We start from the raw sequence: 22,562 nt of genomic DNA, 5'->3' as shown, positions 1-22,562 counted from the left end.
TCGGCGGCGACCAGCGAACGCGAGACCCGGGCGCGGGTTGCGCCCATGGCCACGCTGACGCCGCGCCCTTCTGATCGGGCGCCGCGAATGCGGTGAAAATAGGCCTTTTTTCAGGCCACGGCCGTGAAGCTGCCATCCTCCGTCAGATATGAGAGCACGCCGGTGCGGATGTCGAAGGAGCCGCCATGCAGGGACAGGCTGCCCTCCGCCACCCGGGTGGAAATCCACGGGAAGGTCATCAGGTTGCGCAAGGAAAGCTTCACCGTCTCCAGCTCGCACTGGGCCTGGGCGGCGTCCGGGTCGGCCGGCGCGCAGGCCAGGGTGCGGCGGCGCGCCTCGGCGGCGATGCCGGTCATCCAGGGCTCGACGAAGTCCTGCGCCCCCGGCGGGAAGCCGCGCAGCAGCGCCTGCACGCCACCGCACATCGCGTGGCCGAGCACGATGACGCGCGGCACCTTCAGCACGCAGACGCCGAATTCCAGCGCCGCGCTGGTGCCGTGATAGGAGCGGTCCGGCTCATAGGGCGGCACCAGGTTGGCCACGTTGCGGACGATGAACAGCTCCCCCGGCGCGGCGTTGAACACCATCCCCGGATCGACCCGGCTGTCCGAGCAGGCGATCACCAGCGCGCGCGGGCTCTGCCCGTCCCGCGCCAGGTCCTGGAACAGGCGGCGCCGCTCCGGCCAGACCTCGGCCCGGAAGCGGCGATAGCCGTCGAACAGCGCCTTCAGGTCATCCGGCGTGTCGGCGGGCGGCTGCTGCATTGGGGTCTCCTTGGCGATATTCCTGGTGGCGGGCAGACGGGCCGTCTCCCCGCGCCGGGAAATGCGCGGTTCGGGCGCCATGTCAACCGCCACGGCCAGGGCGCCGCGCAACGGAGGAGCGTCGCCCGGGAGCGGGCGGGTGGCGCGGCCGCTGGGCGCTTGCGAAAGACCGGGCGCAGGGGCCGGGCCACGGGCCTGCCGGGCCAAGCTGCCCGCCGCCGCTTTCCACGGGGGGCGCTTGCCTGCCGGGTGTGTCCATCATGTCACGGCATGGGCTTTCGGCGCCGGGCGCGCCGCGCCACTCATGCGGCAGCGTGGGCAAGCCTGTCGCGGCTTGTTGACGGAGGGAGATCGCAGCCGCTAAATCGAATGAGAAGCATTCTCAATTCAGGATTCGCCGATGACCCTCCAGAGCGGGCACAAAGCCTCGACCTCGCATGCCGCCTGGATGGCGAGCCTTGCCATGGGGCTGCCCGGCGCGGCCCTGGCGCAGGGCGCGGCCGCCCCGGATGGCGGCGTGACGCTCCCGACCGTCGATGTCCAGGGCACCGCGCCGGCCAACACGCTGCAGCGGGCGGCGCCGGTCGGCCGCCTGCCCGGTGCGGTGCAGGACACGCCGCAGACCATCAACGTCATCCCGCGCGAGGTGCTGGAGCAGCAGAACGTCACCACGCTGGAGCAGGCGCTGCGCAACGTTCCCGGCATCACCGCCTCGATCGGCGAGGGCAATGGCGGCGTCTCGGGCGACCAGTTCCGCATCCGCGGCTTCAGCGCCCAGAACGACATCTATGTCGATGGCCTGCGTGACTTCGGCGCCTACCAGCGCGACGCCTTCACCTATGAGGACGTGGCGGTGCTGAAGGGCCCGTCCGGCTTCGCCCTCGGCACCGGCTCGGTGGGCGGCGGCGTGGCGGTGAACACCCGCCTGCCCCGCCTCGGCAACAGCTATTCGGCCACGGCCACCGGGGGCATGGGGCCCTTCGCCCGCGGCACGGTGGACATCAACCAGCAGATCGGCGAGACGACGGCGCTGCGGCTGAACCTGATGGGCCAGTCAAGCGAGGTGGTCGGGCGCGACAATGTCGACAGCCGCAAATGGGGCATCGCGCCGTCGATCGCCTTCGGCCTCGGCACCGACACCACCTTCTCGCTGCACTACCTGCACTACGAGTACGACAACGCCACCGATGCCGGCGTGCCGGTCATCACCCTGCCCGGCCGCACGGTCGCCCGCCCCGCCACCGAGTACGGCCTGCCGCGCTCGACCTATTACGGCGTGTCCGGCGACCGCGACAAGGTGACGGTGGACCAGGTGACGGCACGCCTCAGCCACCAGGTGAGCGACTGGCTGACCCTGGCGAACGACACCCGCGTGGGCTTCTACGACCGCGACTACGCCTTCAGCCCGGTCAGCTGCGCGGCGGCCTGCGCCACGAGCTTCCTCAATGGCGGGAACCCCGCCATCGGCTACACGGGCGGCAACTCGCCCTATTCGCAGAGCAGCTGGTCGGTGCAGAACATCAGCACCGCCACGGCGCGCTTCACCACCGGGCCGCTGCGGCACGAGCTGGTCGGCGGCATCGATGTCTGGCACGAGGAGATCGACCGCAGCGGCTATTCCTACGCCACCGCCCGCAGCGGCACGATCTATGGCGGGATCAGCGACGTCGCCCTCCCCGTCAACCCGCGCTCCACCAACAGCCGCGAGACCGACACCACCGCCTTCGGGCTGTTCCTCAATGAGCGCGTGTGGCTGACCCCGCAGCTCTCGCTGATCGGCGGCCTGCGCTGGACCCGCTACCAGGTGGATTACGAGGCCGGCACCCCCGGCGCCGCGCCATCCACCGACATCAGCAAGTCCGTCAACGTGGTGGACCCGCGCGCCTCGATCGTGTTCGAGCCGGCCAGGGGGCAGACCTTCTACGCCACCTACTCCACCTCCTCGACGCCGCCCGGCTCCTACTTCAGCACCTTCCCCGCGGCGGTGAACTCCTTCAACGCCGATCTCGACCCGGAGCGCAACACGCTCTACGAGGTCGGCGCCAAGCTGAGCTTCCTCGGTGAGCGCCTCGGCCTCTACGGCGCGCTGTACCGGATCGACAAGTCGAACGCGACCGAGTTCGACGCGGTCAGCAACACCATCTCCCAGACCAGCGACGAGCAGCGCAACCAGGGCATCGAGATCGGCGTGACGGGCCAGGTCACGCCCGCCTGGACGATCAACGCCAACTACACGGCGATGGACAGCGAAACGCGCAAATCCACCAACGCGGCCAATGTGGGCAAGCGGGTGCAGTATGTTCCCGAGCACGCCGCCTCGGTGTGGACCACCTATGAGTTCAACCGCGAACAGCCCTGGAACCTGACGGTGGGCGCCGGCGCCACCTACCGCGGCCAGGTCTACCTGAACGCCGACAACACCGCCGAGGCGCCCTCGGGCCTGGCCTTCGATGCGCTGGTCTCGCACCGCATCAACGACAACCTGCGGGTGCAGGTGAACGGCTATAACCTGGGCAACGCGCTGAACTACGAGGCGATGTTCGGCAACCGGGTGGTGCCCTCGGCCGGGCGGACCGTGCTGTTCACCCTGGCGGCGGATTTCTGAGCCGCGACACGTCCCGGAGGAGCGCCACGCCGCGGCGCCCCTCCCCCTTTTCCTTCTCGCCCTGAATCGATCACATCATGCTGGTCCGCATCCCCCAGGTCCTGACGCCCGAGGAAGTCGCCTATTGCCGCCATGTGCTGGAGCAGGCCGCCTGGGTGGATGGCCGCATCACGGCCGGCGAGCAATCGGGCAAGGCCAAGCACAACCTCCAGGTGCCCGAGGATTCGGCGCAGGCGCGGGAACTGGGCGACATCATCCTGCGCGCGCTCGGGCGCAACCCGCTCTTCACCACGGCGGCGCTGCCGCTGCGCGTCTTTCCGCCGCTGTTCAACCGCTACGACGTGGGCATGACCTTCCACGCCCATGTGGACAACGCCATCCGCTTCCTGCCCGGCGCGATGCAGCGCATCCGAACCGATGTCTCCTCCACCCTCTTCCTGACGCCGCCGGAGGAATACGATGGCGGCGAGCTGGTGATCGAGGACACCTATGGCGTGCAGAGCGTGAAGCTCCCGGCCGGCGACATGGTGCTCTACCCCGCCACCAGCCTGCACCGGGTCGAGCCGGTGACGCGCGGCAGCCGCTGGTCCTCCTTCTTCTGGACCCAGTCCATGGTGAAGGATGACGGGCAGCGCCGCCTGCTCTACGAGATGGACCTCGCCATCATGCGCACCCGCGCCGACCTGCCGGACGACCATCCCGGCGTGCTCGGCATGACGGCCGCCTACCACAACCTGCTGCGGCAATGGGTGGAGATGTAGCCGCTCCCGCCTGTCCCCCCTTCCGGCGGCCCCCCGGCGGCGGCTCCGGCCGCCATCGATACGGCCGCGAACACAACCGGTTGACAGACCAGACCCCACGCAAATGCGTGTTGCTTCATGGGGCACAACCCTTCATGGAGGGCCCTGGCTCGCCCTGCCTGCCACTTTCCCCGGCGCAGGCGCCACCTGCCCGCATCGGCGCGGCACGAGCCTCCGGAATCCCCTTCAAGCCCGGCGTGAACAGCCGGCCCAGGACTGCCTTCATGATCAGATCCCGGCCTGTCGAAATCGATGGCCGCTTTGTTGGCGTCGCCGTGACCCAGGATGGTTCGCTGCGCTTCATTGCGGTCGATCCCGCGGCACGCGGTGCCGAGGGCACGGTGTTTCCGTCCCTGGCGGCCATGCAGCGCCGCGTGCGCGCCGCCCTGCTGGAGAGCAACCTGCCGCCGGTGCGCCGCGCCGGTTGAGGATCCTTGCCGGCCCTGCTGGCTAAGACGCCACGAAGCGGCCATTCTCTCCCCCCTGTGCAGGTGGCGAATGGGAACTGGCCCAGGCCGTCCTTCCGCCCCATTGTTTCTGAGGGAATGACCTGGTGCGTATTGTTGTTACAGGCGGCGCGGGCTTCATCGGCTCCGCGCTGGTGCGTCATCTGGCGCTGGATCTCGGGGCGGCCGTCCTGGTGATCGACAAGCTGACCTATGCCGGCGACCGCCGCTCCATCGCCGCGTGCGAGGACAAGCCGGGCTTCGGGTTCCTGGAGGCCGACATCGCCGATGGCGATGCCATGCGCGCCGCCTTCGACCGGTTCCGCCCCGACGCGGTGATGCACCTGGCGGCCGAGAGCCATGTGGACCGCTCCATTGCCGGCGCCGCGCCCTTCGTGCACACCAACGTGGTCGGCACCTTCGCCCTGCTGGAGGCGGCGCGCGGCTACTGGAACGCCCTGGAGGGGGATGCCAAGGCCGCCTTCCGCTTCCTGCACGTCTCGACCGACGAGGTGTATGGCTCGCTCGGGCCGAACGACCCGGCCTTCAGCGAGACCACGCCCTACGACCCCCGCTCGCCCTATTCGGCCACCAAGGCCTCGTCCGACCACCTGGCGCGCGCCTGGCACGAGACCTATGGCCTGCCCACCATGGTCACCAACTGCTCCAACAACTACGGGCCCTACCATTTCCCCGAGAAGCTGATCCCGCTGATCATCCTCAACGCGCTGGAGGGCAAGCCCCTGCCCGTCTATGGCGATGGCAGCAATGTGCGGGACTGGCTGTTCGTCGAGGACCATGTGCGGGCGCTGGCCACCGTGGTGCGGCAGGGCCAGCCGGGCGAAACCTACAACATCGGCGGCAAGGCGGAGATGCGGAACATCGACGTGGTCGAGGCCGTGTGCGACCTGCTCGACCGGCTTCGCCCGGACCCGGCCGGCCCGCGCCGCCGCCTCATCACCTTCGTCACCGACCGCCCCGGGCATGACCGCCGCTACGCCATCAATCCCGGGAAGATCGGGCGCGAGCTGGGCTGGCAGCCGCAGGAGACCTTCGCCACCGGCATCGAGAAGACGGTGCGCTGGTACCTGGACAATGCCTGGTGGTGGCAGCCGCTGCGCGAGGGCCGCTATGCCGGCCAGCGCCTGGGACTGCTGGAAACCACGCCCGCCGCCCGCGCGGGGTAGCCGGCGCAGGCCGGCTTTGGCCGGTTATCGCGCGCGGCTTCGTGATGCAGCCGCCGCGGCCGGCCCGGAACCTGACCTAGCCCGACCTGGGACAATGGCTTACGAAGCCGGCCGGCACCGCGCTGGCCGGCTTCGTGCCGTGGTGCCACGGAGCCGTTGCGAATTCTTCACGGCTCCGGCCTTGCCAGAAGGGCGGCCGGCTGGTCTGGTGGAGGCGCAACGTCACGCGATCGCGGATGGAGGGCGTGCCCATGCCCGAAGACTGGATCACCAAGGTTTCCGACCTCACCCTCTGCCTCAGCGGCTATCCGATCCGCATCCGGCTGCACACCGGCCGGGCGAAGCCCTATGCGCTGGAGGTCGATGGAGAGGCCGTGCGCAGCTATTCCTCGCTCTCCCAGGCGCGGCATGAGGCCCTGCGCAGCGCCGCCGAATGGGACAAGCGGGTGGAACAGGCGCTGGCCGACGGCACCGCCTGAGAGACGCGCGGGAAGAACAACAGAAAAGCCGGCAACCATCTGGTTCCGGCTTCCGAAATCCCGAAGGGGAAGGTGGGAATGGTGGGCGCACTAGGGCTCGAACCTAGGACCCGCTGATTAAGAGTCAGCTGCTCTACCAACTGAGCTATGCGCCCCACCGGGACGTTTTGGCTTGTGGCCGCCGCGTCCGTGAGGGGGCTTTTACCCGATGGCCGCTGGAAGGCAACCCCCTTTTCGCGACTTTTTTCATTCGCGCGCCGCGCCGAATTCCGCGTCGCGGTGGACATGCACGGAGATCAGCAGGCCGAAGCCCAGCATGCTGGTCAGCATGGCCGAGCCGCCATGGCTGATCAGCGGCAGCGGCACGCCGCCCACGGGAATGCTGCCGGTGACCATGGCGATGTTGACGAACACATACATGAAGTAGTTGACGCCGAGCCCGATGGCGACGAGGCGCCCATACTGGTGCCGGCAGCGCAGCGCCACGGCCAGCGCGAAGAACACGACCAGCGCCAGCAGCGCCAGCGTGCCCGCCGCCCCCACCAGCCCGAACTCCTCGGCCAGCATGGTGAAGATGAAGTCGGTCTGCTTCTCGGGCAGGAAGTTCAGGTGGCCCTGCGTGCCCTGCAGGAACCCCTTCCCCCAGATGCCGCCCGAGCCGAGCGCGATCTTGGACTGGATGATGTTGTAGCCGGCGCCCAGCGGGTCGCTCTCGGGGTCGAGGAAGGTGTTGATGCGGGCGCGCTGGTAGTCGTGCAGGTGCTCATAGGCGATCGGCGCGACGATGGCCGCGGCGGCGATCAGGATGGCGAACTTCCACCACCGCACCCCCGCCGCCCAGAACACCGCGCCGCCGATCATCAGCGTGATCAGCCCGGTGCCGAGATTGGGCTGCTTCAGGATCAACCCCACCGGCAGCAGCACCGCGGCCACCGGCGGCAGCAGGAAGATCGGGTTGCCGACGCGCTCCCAGCTGGCGCGGTGGAACCAGTGGGCCAGCGCCAGCACCAGCATGATCTTCATCAGCTCGGAAGGCTGGAGCTGGATGGGGCCGAGCTCGATCCATCGCTGCGCGCCCTTGCCCACCTGCCCGTGCAGCGCCACCAGCACCAGCAGCGCCACGCCCGCCGCGTATCCGGCCCAGGACAGCCGCGCGATCAGGCGGATATCGACCAGGGCGATGGAAAGCATCATCACCAGCCCGAAGCCGAAGCGCAGCGCGTGGCGGCCGGCATAGGGCTCCGGCGCGCCGCCCCCGGCGGAATAGAGCGCCACATAGCCCACCGCCGCCACGGCGCAGAGCAGCAGCACGAAGCTCCAGGGGATCAGCCAGAGCTTCTCCAGCACGCCCGTGCCGCGGTCGCGCAGCAGCAGGCGGCGCTCGAACACCGTCACCGGCGGCGCTCCTGGCCATGGCCTGCGGCGGGATCGGGGATGGCGGCGGCGGCCTGCCGGTCGGGCGGCGGGGGCGCATCGGGGCGCAGGCGGTTCATCACCTCCACCATCACCTCCCGGGCGAGCGGCGCGGCGGCGCCGGAGCCGCTGGTGCCGTGCTCCACCACCACCGAGAGGGCGTATTGCGGGTTCTCATAGGGCGCGAAGGCCACAAACAGGGCATGGGGCCGCCATTCGCGCGGCAGCGTCTCCACTCGGAAGCCGCGCTCGCGCTGCTCGCGCGAGACGCGGCGCACCTGGGTGGTGCCGGTCTTGCCCGCCATGGCCCCCAGGGCGGCGGGCAGCCGCGCCACGCGCGCGGTGCCGCCCTCCTCGTTCACCACCGCCCACATCGCCTCCCGCACCAGCCGCAGGTCGCGCTCCGGCAGGCCGAGGCCCGGCCAGTCCTCCGCCCTCACCCCGCGCACGGGCTGGCCGCCAATGGCGCGGGTCAGGTGCGGCTGCACCGCCCGCCCCGTGGCGAGCCGCGCCGTCATGGTGGCGAGCGAGAGCGGCGTGAGCTGGTAGAAGCCCTGGCCGATGCCATGCACCACCGTGTCTCCCAGGTTCCAGGCCTTGCCCTGGCGGGTGCGCCATTCGCGCGTGGGGACGAAGCCCGGCCGGGTGCCCGGCAGCTCCAGCTCCAGATCGACACCGAGGCCGAGGCGCTTGGCCATGGCGGCGATGCGGTCGATGCCCATGCGGCGCGCCGCCTCGTAGAAATAGACGTCGCAGGAATGCTTCAGCGCCGCGCGGAGATCCATGCCGCCATGGCCGCGCCGCTGCCAGCAGTGGAAGCGGCTGTCGCCGAGGTCGTAGTGGCCGGGGCAGACGATGCGCTCGGCCGGCGTCACCACCCGGGCCTCCAGCGCGGCCAGGCCCACCACCATCTTGAAGGTGGAGCCCGGGGCGTAGAGCCCGTTGGTGGTCTTGTTGATCAGCGGCGTGGCGCGGCTGCGCGTCCATTCCCGCCATTGCGCGGCCGAGATGCCGGAGCTGAACAGGTTGGGGTCGAAGGAGGGCTGGCTGGCCATGGCCAGCACCTCGCCATTGCGGGCATCGAGCACGACGACGCTGGTGCCCTCCCCGATCCGGCCGCGCACCGCCTTCTGCAGCGCGGCATCGACCGAGACCTGCAGGTCCTGCCCGCGCACCCCCTCGCGCCGGTCCAACTCGCGAATGACGCGGCCCACGGCGTTGACCTCCATCTGCACCGTGCCGGCGCGGCCGCGCAGCACCCGGTCGTGGTGCCGCTCGATGCCGCTGCGGCCGAGGCGGATGCCCGGCAGCAGCAGCAGCGGGTCGTCGTCGTCCTCCGTGTCGGCGGGGGGCGCCACATAGCCCACCACATGCGCCAGGTGCTCGGCATAGGGGTAGTGGCGGGTGGTGCCGACATCGACGCTGATCCCCGGCAGGTCCGGCGCGTTGACCTCGATGCGCGCCATCTCCTCCCAGGACAGGAACTCCCGCACCACCACCGGCACGAAGCGGCGGCGGCGGCGGATGTCGCGCTCGATGCGCGCGCGCTCGGCCTCGGTGAGCGGCACGAGGCGGCCGAAGGTTTCCAGCGTGGCGCCGACATCCTCCGCCTGCTCGGCGGTCAGCAGCACGCGCCAGTTCAGGTCGTTGGCCGCCACCACCCGTCCCGCCCGGTCCAGGATGCGGCCGCGCGGGGGGGCGATCAGGCGGGTGGAGACGCGGTTCTCCTCGGCCAGCGTGGCGTAGCGGTCCCCCTCCTCCAGCGCCAGCTTCTGGAGGCGGTAGCCCAGGAAGCCGAACAGCCCGAGCTGCCCCGCCCCCAGCAGCAGCGCGCGCCGGGTGAACACGCCGCGGCGCCGTTCCTCGTCCCGCTTGCTCATCTCAGGCCCGATCCTCCGCCCGGCGCATCGCCTTGTGCAGGCCGGTCAGCAGCGCCGCGATGGCGGGGTAGAAGCCGGCGCTGAGGGCGAACTGCACCAGCGCGGGCGCCAGGGCCGGCAGCCGCCAGGAGAGCACAGCCTGCAGCACGAAGCCCAGCGCCGCCGCCGCCGCCGCCACCCCCGCATAGGCCAGCCATACCACCCAGAAGGACTGCCGCACCAGGAAGCGGCGGATGCGCAGCGCCACGCCATGCGCCAGCAGCAGCGTCAGGATCCCGACGCCGAGCGGCGCGAAGCCCAGAAGGTCTTGCAGCAGGCCGAGCAGGAAGCAGGCCGGCGGCCCCATGGCGCCAGGCCGGAACACCGACCAGAAGAAGACGCAAGCCAGCGCCACCGCCGGCAGCGCCGAGGGCAGGCCGACGGGTGCCGAGGTCAGCACCATCAGCAGCGCCGTGCCCACCGCCGGGAAGGCGGCGCGCGCCACCGCGTCCAGCCGGCGCAACAGGCCCATGGGTGGCTGCGGCCGCCCCTTCATGCGGCGCGCGGGCCCCGCTCAGCGCCGCGCGCGGGGCTCGGGGCGGGCCACCGCCTCCGGCGGCAGGATGCCGGAAAGGCCGAACTCGAAGATGCGCAGCAGGTCCAGCCGGTCCAGCCGGGCGAACAGCTCCACCTCGGCCGCGCCGCCCTCCGTCCAGCGCACCACGCCGACCGGCAGGCCGGCGGGAAAGGCATCGGCCTCGGCGCTGGTCACCACCCGCTCGCCCTCCTGCGGCGGCGCGCCTTCCGGCCAGTGCTGCAGGCGGGGCCGGTCGCCATTGGTGCCCACCATCATGGCGCGGGAGCGGCTGCCCTCCAGCACCACGGGGATGCGGCTGTTCATGTCGGTCACCAGCAGCACGCGGGCGGAACGGCTGCCCACCTCGCTGACGCGCCCCGCGAGGCCCCGCTCGTCCAGCGCCACCTGCCCCTTGCGCGGCGCCTGGCCGGGCTGGGTGGAAAGCAGCACGGCGCGCGCATAGGTGCCGCCGGCATCGGCCACCACGCGGGCCGTCTGGAAGCTCGCCGCCCCCTCCGGCACGTAGCGGAGCTGGCGGCGCAGCAGGGCGTTCTCCGTCTCGAGCGCCAGGGCGGCGGCCTGCCAGCGGTGCAGCCGCTCGTTCTCGGCCCGCAGCCGGGCATTCTCCTCCCGCATGGCGGCCAGGAAGCGAAGCTCCTCCACCGCGTTCCGCACCGCGCCCACCGGCTCCGCGATCACGCCATAGATCGGCGCCAGCGTGTCGGCCAGCGTCATGCGGGCACGCTCCACCAGCCCCGTCTCGGCCTTGCCCAGCAGCATGGCGCCGAAGGCGGCGGCCACCAGGATGGGCATGGACAGGCGCGACAGGGCCTGACGCAGCGGAATGCTGAGACGGATCACACGGCCTCCACCCGCCCCGGAAGGGCGGCGCTGTTCCTCAATACAGGGAGGACAACGCTCAATACATGGAGGAGAGCACGTGGCGGAGCCGCTTCATTTCATCAAGGGCGCGCCCGGTGCCGAGCGCCACGCAGGCCAGCGCGTCCTCCGCCACCGAGACGGGCAGGCCCGTCGCCTCGCGCAGCACCTGGTCCAGCCGCTGCAGCAGGGCGCCGCCGCCGGTCAGCACGATGCCCTTGTCCACGATGTCGGCGGCCAGCTCGGGCGGCGTGTTCTCCAGCGCCACCTTCACCGCCTCGATGATCTGGCTCACCGGCTCGGCGATCGCCTCGGCGATCTGGCGCTGGCTCACCACCACCTCGCGCGGCACGCCGTTCATCAGGTCGCGGCCCTTGACCTCGGTCATCGGGCCTTCCTCGCCATAGTCGGGATAGGCGGCGGCGCCGATCTCCATCTTGATCCGCTCCGCCGTGCTCTCGCCGATCAGCAGGTTGAAGTGGCGGCGGATGTAGCTGATGATCGCCTCGTCCAGCTTGTCCCCGCCCACGCGCACGCTGCGAGCATAGACGATGCCGCCGAGGGAGATGACGGCGACCTCGGTCGTGCCGCCGCCGATATCGACGATCATGGAGCCGGAGGGCTCGGTCACCGGCAGGCCGGCGCCGATCGCGGCCGCCATCGGCTCCTCGATCAGCAGCACCTTGCGGGCGCCGGCGCTTTCGGCGCTTTCCTGGATGGCGCGGCGCTCCACGGCGGTGGAGCCGGAGGGGACACAGACAATGATCATCGGGCTCGCGAAGGAGCGCCGGTTGTGCACCTTGCGGATGAAGTGCTTGATCATCTCCTCCGCCACCTCGAAATCGGCGATGACACCGTCGCGCAGCGGGCGGATGGCGGCGATGTTGCCCGGCGTGCGGCCCAGCATCATCTTGGCCTCCTCCCCTACCGCCAGGACCTGCTTGCGGCCGCGGATGTCGGCGATGGCGACCACGGAGGGCTCGTTCAGCACGATCCCCCGGCCCTTGACATAGACCAGCGTGTTGGCCGTGCCGAGGTCGATGGCCATGTCGGCCGACAGGAAGCCGAACAAGCGCGAGAACATCAGGGAAAACCTTCCGGGTGGCGGGCGGGTCGGGAGCGGGGAGGCGGCGTCCGCCCGGCGGCGGTCCGGAGCGGAAGGCGCCGTGGATTACCGCCCTCCGCGGCCCCGCTCAAGCGGCATTGCAGATGACGATCGGGCAACCTTTCGCCCCCTGCCCCGTTTCATCCGCATGACCCTCCAAATTCTGCAAGGAGCATGTTGATGCGCAAGTCCTCTCTGGCCCTGCTGGCTCTGGCGAGCATCGGCCTCGGCGCCTGCGGCTACTCCACCGGCGACCGCGCCGCCTCGGGTGGCCTGCTGGGCGCGGGTGCCGGCGCGGCGGTGGGCTCGCTCACGGGCAATGCCGGCACCGGCGCCCTGATCGGCGGCGCGGCCGGCGCGGCCGGCGGTGCCCTGACCAACTCCAACCAGGTGGATCTCGGCCGCCCCGTCTGGCGCTGAGCCACCTGGCCCCGAGCGGCTTGGCGCCGGCCATCCGGCGCTGAGGCGGGCTGCCGGCACCGCCGGACACGCCGTGGCTCCCCCGGCTGGGAGCCACGGCGTTGCCATGTCCGGCGCCGGAGCATCGCCCGGGAATGGCTGCCGCGCCACGGCACGATGCGCGGAAAAGGCCAGGGAGCATGAACCCCCTGGCCCCTGCGGAGCGGCGGTGCCGCTCCGTGCTCGTGCCCGGCTCAGGCGGTGCGCATCATCTCGGGCGGGGCGGTGCGGGCGCGCTTGGAGAGCAGCTTGTTCAGCGCGTGAACATAGGCGCGGGCCGAGGCGATGATCGTGTCGGTGTCGGCGCCCTGCCCGTCCACCAGCTTGCCGTCCTCCTCCAGCCGCACCGTCACGCGCGCCTGCGCGTCGGTGCCGCCGGTGACGGACTGCACGGCATAGAGCTTCAGCGTGGCGTTGTGCGGCACCACCTGCTGCAGCGCGTTGAAGGTGGCATCCACGGCACCGTCGCCGCCCGCCACCGCCTCCACCTTCTCGCCGTCGATCTCCACGGCCAGCGAGGCGGTGGGGCGGGTGCCCATGCCGGTCGCCACCGTCAGGGCGAGCAGCTTCAGCCGGTCATGGGCGCGCACCACCTCGTCATCGACCAGCGCCACGATGTCCTCGTCGAACACGCTCTTTTTGCGGTCGGCCAGGTCCTTGAAGCGGCGGAAGGCGTCGTTCAGCTGGTTGTCGCCCAAGCTGTAGCCCAGGCTCGCCAGCTTGTCGCGGAAGGCGGCGCGGCCGGAATGCTTGCCCATCACCAGCGCGTTGGTCGCCCAGCCGACGCTCTCCGGCGTCATGATCTCGTAGGTGGTCTTGTCCTTCAGCACGCCATCCTGGTGGATGCCGCTCTCATGCGCGAAAGCGTTGCGGCCGACGATGGCCTTGTTGGGCTGCACGTCGAAGCCGGTGATGGTGGCCAGCAGGCGGCTGGTCTTGAGGATGTTCGTCGTCACGATGCCGGTGGTGTAGGGCATGACATCCGCGCGGGTGCGCAGCGCCATGGCCACCTCCTCCAGGCTGGCATTGCCGGCGCGCTCGCCGATGCCGTTGATCGTGGCCTCCACCTGCCGCGCGCCGGCCTCCAGGCTGGCCAGGGTGTTGGCCACCGCCAGCCCCAGGTCGTCATGGTTGTGGGCGGAGAAGATCACGCCATCGGCGCCCGGCACGCGCTCGCGCAGCATGGTGAAGATGCGCGTGAGGTCGGCGGGAACGGCGTAGCCCACCGTGTCGGGGATGTTGATGGTGGTGGCGCCGGCCTTGATCGCGGCCTCGACGCAGCGGCACAGAAAGTCGGGGTCCGTGCGGCTGCCATCCTCGGCCGACCACTCGACATCGGCCACGTGGTTGCGCGCCAGCGTGACGGACTTGGTGATGGCCTCCAGCACCTCCTCGCGGCTCATGCGCAGCTTGACACGCATGTGCAGGTCGGAGGTGGACAGGAAGGTGTGGATGCGCTGGCGGGCGGCGGGCTTCACCGCCTCGACGGCGCGCAGGATATCGCCGGGCGCGGAGCGCGACAGGCCGCAGACCACCGGCCCGTCCTTGGCGAAGCGCTGCGCGATGGACTGCACGCTCTCGAAGTCGCCCTGGCTGGCGATGGGGAAGCCCGCCTCCATGACGTCGATGCCCAGCTCGGCCAGGGCTTCCGCCATGCGCAGCTTCTCCTCCAGGTTCATGGAGAAGCCGGGGGACTGCTCGCCGTCGCGCAGCGTGGTGTCGAAGACGATGACGCGGTTGGGCGCGATGGTGCCGAAGCTGGGATGGTTGATGGCCATTGGAGGCGTTCCTTCGTTCTGACTTGGGCCGGGCCGGCATGGGCGCGCGAGGCACCCAGGGGTTCCCCTGAGCGAAGCCGGCCAGTCAGCCGGGCGTCACGCCCAGGGGCGGCTAAGTCGAAGGAGAAGGAGGCCGGAAAGGGCGCGCGCGGCCAGTGCGGCGGAGCCGCTGGCGAGGCCGGAGATGCGCGCGGTGGCGTTCATGCCGGCAACGATAGGCAGCACCCCCGCACGCCGCAAGCCCTTTTCTTTCCGCGGCGCGCCGGGGCCGGGCGCGCTAGCCGGCCGGCGGATGCACCTTCAGCCAGTGGCGGGCGATCTCCTCGCGCGTCGCCACCCAGACATCCCGCTGCGCCACCACATGGTCCAGGAAGCGGGCCAGCGCGGCGGCGCGGCCGGGGCGGCCCACCAGCCGGCAATGCAGCCCGACGCTCATCATCTTGGGCGCCACCGCCCCTTCCGCGCGCAGGAAGTCGAAGGCGTCCGTCAGGTGCTGGGTGAAGCCGTCATTCGCGGTGAAGCCGGGCGGCACCGCGAACTTCATGTCGTTGTTGTCGAGCGTGTAGGGGATGACGAGCAGCGGCCTGCCGGCCACGGTCACATAGTAGGGCAGGTCGTCGTCATAGGCGTCGCTGTCATAGAGGAAGCCGCCATGTTCGGCGACGAGGCGGCGCGTCCGCTCACTGATGCGCCCCGTGTACCAGCCCACGGGCGGCTTCCCCACCGTGCGGGTGATGGTCTCGACGCATTGCGCGATGTGCCGGCGCTCGGTGGCCTCGTCCACGTCCTGGTAGTTGATCCAGCGCCAGCCATGGCTGGCCACCTCGTGCCCCGCCTCGGCGAAGGCGCGGCCGATGCCGGGGTTCAGCTCCAGCGCGCGCCCCACGCCATAGACGGTGAGCCTCAGCCCGCGCTCGGCGAACATCCGCAGCACGCGCCAGACGCCGGCGCGGGCGCCGTAGTCGAACTGGCTTTCCTTGCCGATGTCGCGCTGGCCGAGCACCGGGCTGCCGCCCGGCGTCTCGTTCAGGTAGATCTCGCTGCCGGCATCGCCGTTCAGCACGCTGTTCTCACCGCCTTCCTCGTAGTTCAGCACGAAGGACAGGGCGAGCCTCGCGCCCCCCGGCCATTGCGGGTCGGGCGGGTTCGGGCCGTAGCCCAGGAAGTCGCGCGGATAGCCGCTCTCGGGCGCCAGGATCGTCATGGGGACGAAGCTTGGCGGCGCAGCGAGCGGGGCGTCAACCGGGTGGAGCGGCCATCGCCCTGCCCTTCATGGCCGCCCGGCGGCGCGGGCCCGGCGCTTTCAGGCCTTGCCGGCCGGCAATGTCCCACGCACCAGGGACTGGATGAAGGCGAGCTTCTCCACCACCGCGGGCGACAGCACGAAGGGATAGAGGTCCGGCGCGCCCATGCAGCGGTTGAGGCTGTTCACCGCGGCGGTCAGCGGCACCCAGGCATCCATCACCGGCTGGATCTCGGTGGCCCTGTAGGGGTCGAAATCCACCTCGGCGCTCATCTCTCCCGTGCGGTCGGCGCGCGGGTCGATGCCGATGCCGAAGGCGCGGGCCATCTCCAGCGTGTCGATGATGTGCAGGTAGTGTGCCCAGGTCTCGGCGAAGTCCTCCCAAGGGTGGGCGGTGGCGTAGGTGCTGACGAAGTTCTCCTGCCAGTTGGCGGGCGGCCCCTCGTTGTAGTGGCGCTGGAGCGCGGCGCCGTAGTCCTGGCTGTCATCGCCGAAGATGGCGCGGCATTCCTCCAGCCGGCCGCCGTCGCGCACCAGCCGGTCCCAGAAGTAGTGGCCGGATTCGTGGCGGAAATGGCCAAGCAGGGTGCGGTAGGGCTCGCCCATGGATTCGCGGCGCTTGACGCGCTCCGCATCGTCCGCCTCGACCAGCGCCAGGGTGATCAGGCCGTTGTCGTGCCCGGTCATCACGCGCGGCCCGTGCTCCTCCGGCGGGTCGGCCAGGAAGTCGAAGGCCAGGCCCTCCTCGGGATCCTCCAGCCGGTTCCTCAGCGGCAGGCGGAGGCGGAGGAAGCTGTACATGGCGCGCCGCTTGGCGCTCTCGATCTTGCGCCACTGCGCGGCATGCTCGGGATTGGACAGGTCGGGAATGGTGCGGTTGTGGCGGCAGGCGAGACAGAACTCCTCGGCGGCCTCCTCCGGCACCAGCCAGTTGCAGGCGTCATGCGCGGCATTGGCACAGAAGCGGTAGCTGCGCTCCCGGTCGGCGCGCGGCCGCCAGAGCTGCCCCGCGGCCTGGGAGGGCGTGGTGCCCTGCGCGTTGGGCGCCGGCCCTTCGGCGGCCTGGCCCGCCGCCTGCTGCGTGGCCGCCGCGCCCGTGGCGTCCTGCGCCACGCCGCCTCCCGGCTCGGCCGGGTCCAGCGCGGAAAGGCGGTTCACGCCAGGCACGTAGCCGAGCGTCGCGCCGCAGGATTCGCAGCGGGTGTTCTCGAAGTAGAGAAGCTGTCCGCAGACCTCGCAGTTGAAAAGCCGCATGCCGTCCATTCCTTGACCCGCCGGCGCCATCGCACCGGGCGAGGCTGGAACGAATCTGGCCTGCCGCGGTTGCGGCGGCGGAACAGGCAGCCCGAGGGCGCAGGCCTGGCCGGCGACATGGAAAGGGGCGCCGGAGCGCCCCTTCGCGGTTCAGTTCCTGGTCTTGTCCACCAGGGCGCCCTTGGTGATCCAGGGCATCATGGAGCGGAGCTTGGTGCCGACCTCCTCGATCGGGTGCTCGGCCAGGCGGCGGCGGGTGGCCTTGAAGCTCGCCTGGTTGACCTTGTTCTCCAGCATCCAGTCGCGGGTGAACTTGCCGCTCTGGATGTCGTTCAGGACGCGCTTCATCTCGGCCTTGGTCTCGGCGGTGATGATGCGCGGGCCCGTCACGTACTCGCCATACTCGGCGGTGTTGGAGATGGAGTAGTTCATGTTGGCGATGCCGCCCTCATAGATGAGGTCGACGATCAGCTTCACTTCGTGCAGGCACTCGAAATAGGCCATCTCGGGCGCGTAGCCGGCTTCCACCAGCGTCTCGAAGCCCGCCTTGATCAGCTCGACCAGGCCGCCGCAGAGCACCACCTGCTCGCCGAACAGGTCGGTCTCGCACTCTTCCTTGAAGGTTGTCTCGATGATGCCCGAGCGGCCGCCGCCGACGGCGGAGGCGTAGGAGAGCGCGATCTCCAGCGCATTGCCCGAGGGGTTCTGGTGCACCGCCACGAGACAGGGCACGCCGCCGCCCTTCTGGTACTCGCCGCGCACGGTGTGGCCCGGGCCCTTCGGCGCGATCATGAAGACATCGATGTCGGCGCGCGGCTCGATCAGGTTGAAGTGCACGTTCAGGCCGTGCGCGAAGGCCAGCGCGGCGCCTTCCTTCATGTTGGCGTGCAGGTGCTCGCGGTACAGGTCGCCCTGGCCCTCGTCCGGGGTCAGCACCATCACCACATCGGCCCACTTGGCGGCCTCGGCGGGGGAAAGGACCTTGAAGCCGGCGGCCTCGGCCTTCTGGGCGGAGGCGCCCGGACGCAGGCCGATCACGACCTCGGCCACGCCGCTGTCGCGCATGTTCATGGCATGCGCATGGCCCTGGCTGCCGAAGCCGATGACCGCGACCTTCTTGGCCTTGATCAGGTTCACATCCGCATCACGGTCGTAATAGACGCGCATCTCTGGCGCACTCCCCCGAAAGGTTCACACATTCCACGGCAGGACCCCCGCCCCGCCGCGCATCCTCGCCCGGGGGGCGGCCCGCCCCCCGGCCGTGCTCAGACGGTCAGGCTGGCCGTGCCGCGCGCGATCGCCACCGCGCCGGTGCGGCTGACCTCGGCGAGCCCGATCGGCCGCATCAGGTTGATGAAGGCGTCCAGCTTCTCGCCGCTGCCCGTCATCTCGAACACGAAGCTCTCGGTGGTGGCGTCCACCACGCGGGCACGGAAGGCGTCCGCCAGGCGCAGCGCCTCCTGCCGGGCGGAGCCGCTGCCCACCACCTTGATCAGCGCCAGCTCCCGCGTCAGGTGCGGCCCCTCCAGCGTCAGGTCCGCCACCTTGTGGACGGGCACCAGCCGGTCGAGCTGCGCCTTGATCTGCTCGATCACCATCTCGGTGCCGGAGGTGACGACGGTGATGCGCGAGAGGCGCCCCTCGGCATCCACCGGCGCCACGGTCAGGCTGTCGATGTTGTAGCCGCGGCCGGAGAACAGGCCGATGACGCGGGCGAGCACGCCGGCCTCGTTCTCCACCAGCACCGCGATGGTCGCGGCGCGGTGCGTCATGTCGGATGGGTCAGGCATCGTCTGTCCTGGAAGGGTCGGTCGGGATGAGGAAGGCGAGAGCGGAAAGGCGCGGCGCTCAGACGAGCGCCGTTCCCTCATCCGTCACCCCGGCGCCGCCGGTGATCTGGCCCGAGGCCAGCAGCATCTCGTTGTGCGCGGCGCCCGAGGGGATCATCGGGAAGACGTTTTCCTTCTGGTCCACCGCGATGTCGGCGATCACGGGGCGGTCGATGGCGATCATCTCGCGGATCACGCGGTCCAGGTCGTCCGTGCTCTCGGCCCGCAGGCCGACGCCGTGGAAGCTCTCGGCCAGCTTCACGAAGTCCGGCAGGGCCTCCGAGTAGCTCTCGCTGTAGCGGCCGCCATGCAGCAGCTCCTGCCACTGCCGCACCATGCCCATGTACTGGTTGTTCAGGATGAACACCTTCACCGGCAGCCGGTACTGCGCCAGCGTGGACATCTCCTGGATGTTCATCAGGATCGAGGCCTCGCCGGCGATGTCGATGCACAGAGCGTCGGGGTGCGCCACCTGCACGCCCATGGCGGCCGGCAGGCCGTAGCCCATGGTGCCGAGCCCGCCCGAGGTCATCCAGCGGTTCGGCTTCTCGAAGCCGAAATACTGGGCGGCCCACATCTGGTGCTGGCCCACCTCGGTGGAGATGAAGGTGTCGCGGCCGGTCTCGCGCGTCAGCTCGTAGAGCCGCTTCACCGCGTGCTGCGGCTTGATGATCTTGCTGTCCTGGACGTAGCGCAGGCAGTTCGCGCCGCGCCACTCGTCGATCTGGCGCCACCAGCCGGCCAGGCTCTCGCGGTCCTGCTGCGCGCCATCCGCCTCCCAGGCGGCGATCAGCGCGCGCAGCACGGCGGCGGCGTCGCCCACGATCGGCACCTCGACCTTGACGTTCTTGTTGATCGAGGAAGGGTCGATGTCCGCGTGGATCTTCACCGAGTCCGGCGCGAAGGCGTTGAGCCGCCCCGTCACGCGGTCGTCGAAGCGGGCGCCGATGTTGAACATCACGTCGCACCCGTGCATGGCGAGGTTCGCCTCGTAGGTGCCGTGCATGCCCAGCATGCCGAGGAACTGCGGGTCGCTCGACGGATAGGCGCCGAGGCCCATCAGGGTGTTGGTGCAGGGCAGGCCCGCCATGCGCACGAACTTCGTCAGCAGCGCGCTGGCCTCAGGGCCGGCATTGATCACGCCGCCGCCGGCATAGACCACGGGGCGCTTCGCCCCCTTCAGCAGCGCCACCGCCTTGGCGATCTGCGCCGCCTCCGGCTCGGTCTGCGGGCGGTAGGAGCGGTGCTCGGCCTGCGGCGCCGGCCTGTAGGGGCCCTTGCCGATCAGGATGTCCTTCGGCAGGTCGATCACCACCGGGCCGGGGCGGCCGGAGCGCGCCACATAGAAGGCATCGTGCACCGTCTCGGCCAGCTTGTTGATGTTCTTGACCAGGTAGTTGTGCTTGGTGGCGGGCCGGGTGATGCCGGTGGTGTCCGCCTCCTGGAAGGCGTCGTTGCCGATCAGGTGCGTCGGCACCTGCCCCGTCAGGCAGACGATGGGGATGCTGTCCATCAGCGCGTCCACCAGGCCGGTCACGGCGTTGGTGGCGCCGGGGCCGGAGGTGACCAGCACGCAGCCCACCTTGCCGGTGGAGCGGGCATAGCCCTCGGCCGCGTGCACCGCCGCCTGCTCGTGCCGCACCAGGATGTGGCGGATGGCGTTCTGGTTGAAGATGGCGTCGTAGATGGGCAGGACGGCGCCGCCCGGATAGCCGAAGATGACCTCTACGCCCTGCTCCTTCAGCGCGCGCAGTACGATCTCGGCACCCGTCAGGGACTGGGTGTCGGACGCGGCGGGAAGGATGGCGGAAGACATGCTGCTTCTGGCTTTCCTGTGGTTGCGGACCCGGCGGCGTGCGGAAGCGGTTCCCGCCGGGGCCCCCGATCTACGCGCCCGGATGGCCCGCGTCAACGCGCTAACAAACAAACGCGAAAATTTCCCTCAGTTCACTTTCCGAAAATTGCTCCATCCCTGTTACACGCGCATGGATCGTATGCGTCTCGCTGGGGGCGGCCAGGGCCTGGTGGCGGAACCAGGTGGCCTGCCGCTTGGTGTACTGCCCGATGGCCAGGCAGGCGCGCCGCCCCGCCTCCGCCAGGTCCCACCGGCCGGCCAGCATGGCGGAGACCTCCGGCACGCCATGCGCGCGCATCGCCGGCAGGGCGGGGTCCAGCCGGCGCGCCAGCAGGGCGCGCACCTCCTCCACCGCCCCCGCCTTCAGCATCGCCTCCCAGCGCAGGCCGATGGCGTGGCGCAAAGCCTCGCGCGGCGGGTCGATGCGCAGGGCGGCGAAGCGCCAGGGCGTGCCGTCCGGCAGGCGGGCGGGACCGGTGCCGCTCTCGCTTCCGCTTCGGGCCAGCCAGTCCGCGAGGCCCCGCCCGGTGCCGCGCCACACCTCCCAGGCGCGCGCCAGGCGCTGGCTGTCGGTGGGACGCAGCCGCGCGGCGGTGCCGGGGTCGGCCGCCAGCAGCCGGGCATGCAGCGCCGCCGGCCCCTCCGCCGCCAGCAGGCCACGCGCCTCGGCCCGCGCTTCCTCCGGAATGGGCGGGATCTCCACCAGCCCCTCCACCAGCGCCCGGAAATACAGGCCCGTGCCGCCGCACAGGATGGGCAGGCGCCCCGCGGCACGGGCCGCCTGCATCTCCTCCAGCGCCCTGCCCCGCCACCAGGCGACACTCGCCGCCTCGGCCGGATCGCGCTCGCCATAGAGGCGGTGCGGCACCTGCGCCTGCTCCCCGGGCGGGGGCTGCGCCGTCAGCACCGCGAGCCCGGCATAGACCTGCATGCTGTCGGTGTTGATCACCACCCCGCCCAGCCGTTCCGCCAGGCCCAGCGCGAGGGCGGACTTGCCGCTGGCGGTGGGGCCTGCCACCAGCAGGGCGAAAGCTTCACGCACAGATGGTTGATCCCTCATCGGCCAGCGGGCATGGTCCGCCCCCCATGCAGCATGTGCTCACCCTGATCGCGCCCGCAGGCCAACTGCAGGCGCCCCTCGCCGCGCGAGTCCGCGCCGCCCTCATCGCCCTCGGCGCCGATGCGGCCTCCCCCGAATGGCTCGCGGAGGAGGAGGCGCTCGACATCCCCTTCGCCCGCCTCGCCCCCGAGCAGGCGGACGCCGCCGCCCGCGCCGCGCTGGAGGGCTTGCCGGTGGACTGCGTCGCCCAGCCGGCGGAAGGCCGGCGCAAGCGCCTGCTGATCGCCGACATGGACAGCACCATCGTCACCAGCGAGACGCTGGACGAGCTGGCCGCCTATGCCGGGCTGAAGGAGCGCGTGGCCGAGATCACCCGCCGCTCCATGAATGGCGAGATCGACTTCTCCGCCGCGCTGCGCGAACGGGTGGCGATGCTGAAGGGCCTTTCCCTTTCGGCGCTGGAGGCCACCTGGGAGCAGACCCACCTGATGCCGGGCGCGGCCGAGCTGGTCGGCACGATGCGGGCGCATGGCGCGCATTGCGCCCTCGCCTCCGGCGGCTTCACCTGGTTCACCGGGCGGGTGGCGGAAAAGGCCGGCTTCACCAGCCACCACGCCAACATCCTGGAGGATGACGGCGCCAGCCTCACCGGCACCGTGGCCGAGCCGATCTTCGACCGCGACGCCAAGCTCGCCACCCTCAAGCGCCTCTGCGCCGAGCTCGGGCTGCCGCTCTCGGCCAGCATCGCGGTGGGGGATGGCGCCAACGACCTGGCCATGCTGGACGCCGCCGGGCTCGGCGTGGCGTTCCGCGCCAAGCCGGTGGTCGCGGCGGCGGCGCGGGTTCGGGTGGACCATGCGGATCTTCGCGCCCTCCTTTTCGCGCAAGGCTATCGCGCGGGGGAAATCGTCTCCTGAGGATGCGAGAATAAAAGAAAGGCCGGGGGAAGGAATTCCCCCGGCCCGTCTTT

Annotated in this window: 20 protein-coding genes and 1 tRNA gene; 7 read left to right on the top strand and 14 right to left on the bottom strand. The window is 70.6% G+C overall.

Annotation, left to right across the window (positions count from 1 at the left end; translation table 11 throughout):
• Positions 1-110: 110 nt before the first annotated feature.
• Complete coding sequence (locus CR162_RS03620) at positions 111-764, bottom strand: carbonic anhydrase (RefSeq protein WP_176559698.1); 654 nt, start codon at positions 762-764, stop codon at positions 111-113.
• Between the two features lie 400 nt (positions 765-1,164).
• Between CR162_RS03620 and CR162_RS03615 the strand changes: the two genes are divergently transcribed.
• From CR162_RS03615 to CR162_RS03595, 5 genes are all read left to right on the top strand, one after another.
• The gene (locus CR162_RS03615; RefSeq protein ID WP_099094159.1) at positions 1,165-3,369 is read left to right on the top strand and encodes a TonB-dependent receptor; all 2,205 of its coding nucleotides are present in this window, start codon (positions 1,165-1,167) and stop codon (positions 3,367-3,369) included.
• 77 nt (positions 3,370-3,446) lie between these two features.
• The gene (locus tag CR162_RS03610) at positions 3,447-4,130 is read left to right on the top strand and encodes a Fe2+-dependent dioxygenase (protein ID WP_099094158.1); all 684 of its coding nucleotides are present in this window, start codon (positions 3,447-3,449) and stop codon (positions 4,128-4,130) included.
• Positions 4,131-4,393: 263 nt separating this feature from the next.
• Positions 4,394-4,597 (top strand): hypothetical protein, encoded by a 204-nt coding sequence (locus CR162_RS03605; protein ID WP_099094157.1) that lies wholly within the window; start codon positions 4,394-4,396, stop codon positions 4,595-4,597.
• Positions 4,598-4,722: 125 nt separating this feature from the next.
• The gene (gene rfbB / locus CR162_RS03600; protein ID WP_099094156.1) at positions 4,723-5,802 is read left to right on the top strand and encodes a dTDP-glucose 4,6-dehydratase; all 1,080 of its coding nucleotides are present in this window, start codon (positions 4,723-4,725) and stop codon (positions 5,800-5,802) included.
• Positions 5,803-6,053: 251 nt separating this feature from the next.
• The gene (locus CR162_RS03595) at positions 6,054-6,281 is read left to right on the top strand and encodes a hypothetical protein (protein ID WP_141563062.1); all 228 of its coding nucleotides are present in this window, start codon (positions 6,054-6,056) and stop codon (positions 6,279-6,281) included.
• Between the two features lie 79 nt (positions 6,282-6,360).
• On the opposite strand, the gene CR162_RS03590 is transcribed toward CR162_RS03595, so the two are convergent.
• The 6 genes from CR162_RS03590 to CR162_RS03565 all read right to left on the bottom strand — a co-directional run bounded on the left by CR162_RS03590 (position 6,361) and on the right by CR162_RS03565 (position 12,093).
• Positions 6,361-6,436 (bottom strand) — tRNA-Lys (locus CR162_RS03590).
• 91 nt (positions 6,437-6,527) lie between these two features.
• Positions 6,528-7,676 carry a rod shape-determining protein RodA gene (rodA, locus tag CR162_RS03585; protein WP_245870103.1) on the bottom strand — a complete coding sequence of 383 codons (1,149 nt, stop codon included), beginning with the start codon at positions 7,674-7,676 and terminating at the stop codon, positions 6,528-6,530.
• On the bottom strand, positions 7,673-9,574 hold the full coding sequence (mrdA, locus tag CR162_RS03580) for a penicillin-binding protein 2 (RefSeq protein WP_099094154.1): 1,902 nt from the start codon (positions 9,572-9,574) through the stop codon (positions 7,673-7,675). The genes rodA and mrdA overlap by 4 nt, the downstream gene beginning before the upstream one ends.
• A 1-nt stretch (position 9,575) precedes the next feature.
• Positions 9,576-10,085, bottom strand: a complete 510-nt coding sequence (gene mreD, locus CR162_RS03575; RefSeq protein WP_245870102.1) for a rod shape-determining protein MreD — start codon at positions 10,083-10,085, stop codon at positions 9,576-9,578.
• A 42-nt stretch (positions 10,086-10,127) separates the two neighbouring features.
• The gene (gene mreC, locus CR162_RS03570; protein WP_099094152.1) at positions 10,128-10,991 is read right to left on the bottom strand and encodes a rod shape-determining protein MreC; all 864 of its coding nucleotides are present in this window, start codon (positions 10,989-10,991) and stop codon (positions 10,128-10,130) included.
• A 58-nt stretch (positions 10,992-11,049) separates the two neighbouring features.
• Entirely contained in the window at positions 11,050-12,093 is a 1,044-nt protein-coding gene (locus CR162_RS03565) for a rod shape-determining protein (RefSeq protein WP_099094151.1), read from the bottom strand.
• Positions 12,094-12,294: 201 nt separating this feature from the next.
• Between CR162_RS03565 and CR162_RS03560 the strand changes: the two genes are divergently transcribed.
• Positions 12,295-12,534 carry a YMGG-like glycine zipper-containing protein gene (locus CR162_RS03560; protein ID WP_099094150.1) on the top strand — a complete coding sequence of 80 codons (240 nt, stop codon included), beginning with the start codon at positions 12,295-12,297 and terminating at the stop codon, positions 12,532-12,534.
• Between the two features lie 233 nt (positions 12,535-12,767).
• On the opposite strand, the gene CR162_RS03555 is transcribed toward CR162_RS03560, so the two are convergent.
• The 7 genes from CR162_RS03555 to miaA form a co-directional block, all read right to left on the bottom strand.
• Positions 12,768-14,351: a 2-isopropylmalate synthase gene (locus CR162_RS03555; RefSeq protein ID WP_099094149.1), complete on the bottom strand. Its 1,584-nt coding sequence runs from the start codon at positions 14,349-14,351 to the stop codon at positions 12,768-12,770.
• 277 nt (positions 14,352-14,628) lie between these two features.
• Complete coding sequence (gene puuE / locus CR162_RS03550) at positions 14,629-15,555, bottom strand: allantoinase PuuE (RefSeq protein WP_099094148.1); 927 nt, start codon at positions 15,553-15,555, stop codon at positions 14,629-14,631.
• 99 nt (positions 15,556-15,654) lie between these two features.
• The gene (locus CR162_RS03545) at positions 15,655-16,848 is read right to left on the bottom strand and encodes a zinc-binding metallopeptidase family protein (RefSeq protein WP_099094147.1); all 1,194 of its coding nucleotides are present in this window, start codon (positions 16,846-16,848) and stop codon (positions 15,655-15,657) included.
• A gap of 150 nt (positions 16,849-16,998) precedes the next feature.
• A complete protein-coding gene (ilvC, locus tag CR162_RS03540) occupies positions 16,999-18,015 on the bottom strand; it encodes a ketol-acid reductoisomerase (protein ID WP_099094146.1) in 1,017 nt (338 codons plus the stop codon).
• Between the two features lie 98 nt (positions 18,016-18,113).
• Positions 18,114-18,638 (bottom strand): acetolactate synthase small subunit, encoded by a 525-nt coding sequence (ilvN, locus tag CR162_RS03535; protein WP_099094145.1) that lies wholly within the window; start codon positions 18,636-18,638, stop codon positions 18,114-18,116.
• Between the two features lie 58 nt (positions 18,639-18,696).
• Complete coding sequence (locus CR162_RS03530; protein ID WP_099094144.1) at positions 18,697-20,493, bottom strand: acetolactate synthase 3 large subunit; 1,797 nt, start codon at positions 20,491-20,493, stop codon at positions 18,697-18,699.
• 100 nt (positions 20,494-20,593) lie between these two features.
• Positions 20,594-21,592, bottom strand: coding sequence for a tRNA (adenosine(37)-N6)-dimethylallyltransferase MiaA (gene miaA, locus CR162_RS03525; RefSeq protein WP_099094143.1), 999 nt, complete (start codon positions 21,590-21,592; stop codon positions 20,594-20,596).
• A 26-nt stretch (positions 21,593-21,618) separates the two neighbouring features.
• Between miaA and serB the strand changes: the two genes are divergently transcribed.
• Positions 21,619-22,509: a phosphoserine phosphatase SerB gene (serB, locus tag CR162_RS03520; protein WP_099094142.1), complete on the top strand. Its 891-nt coding sequence runs from the start codon at positions 21,619-21,621 to the stop codon at positions 22,507-22,509.
• Positions 22,510-22,562: the final 53 nt, after the last annotated feature.

This window comes from Teichococcus rhizosphaerae, from assembly GCF_002631185.1.
Classification (GTDB): Bacteria; Pseudomonadota; Alphaproteobacteria; order Acetobacterales; family Acetobacteraceae; genus Pseudoroseomonas; species Pseudoroseomonas rhizosphaerae.
This window is presented reverse-complemented; position numbering and strand designations above follow the sequence as displayed.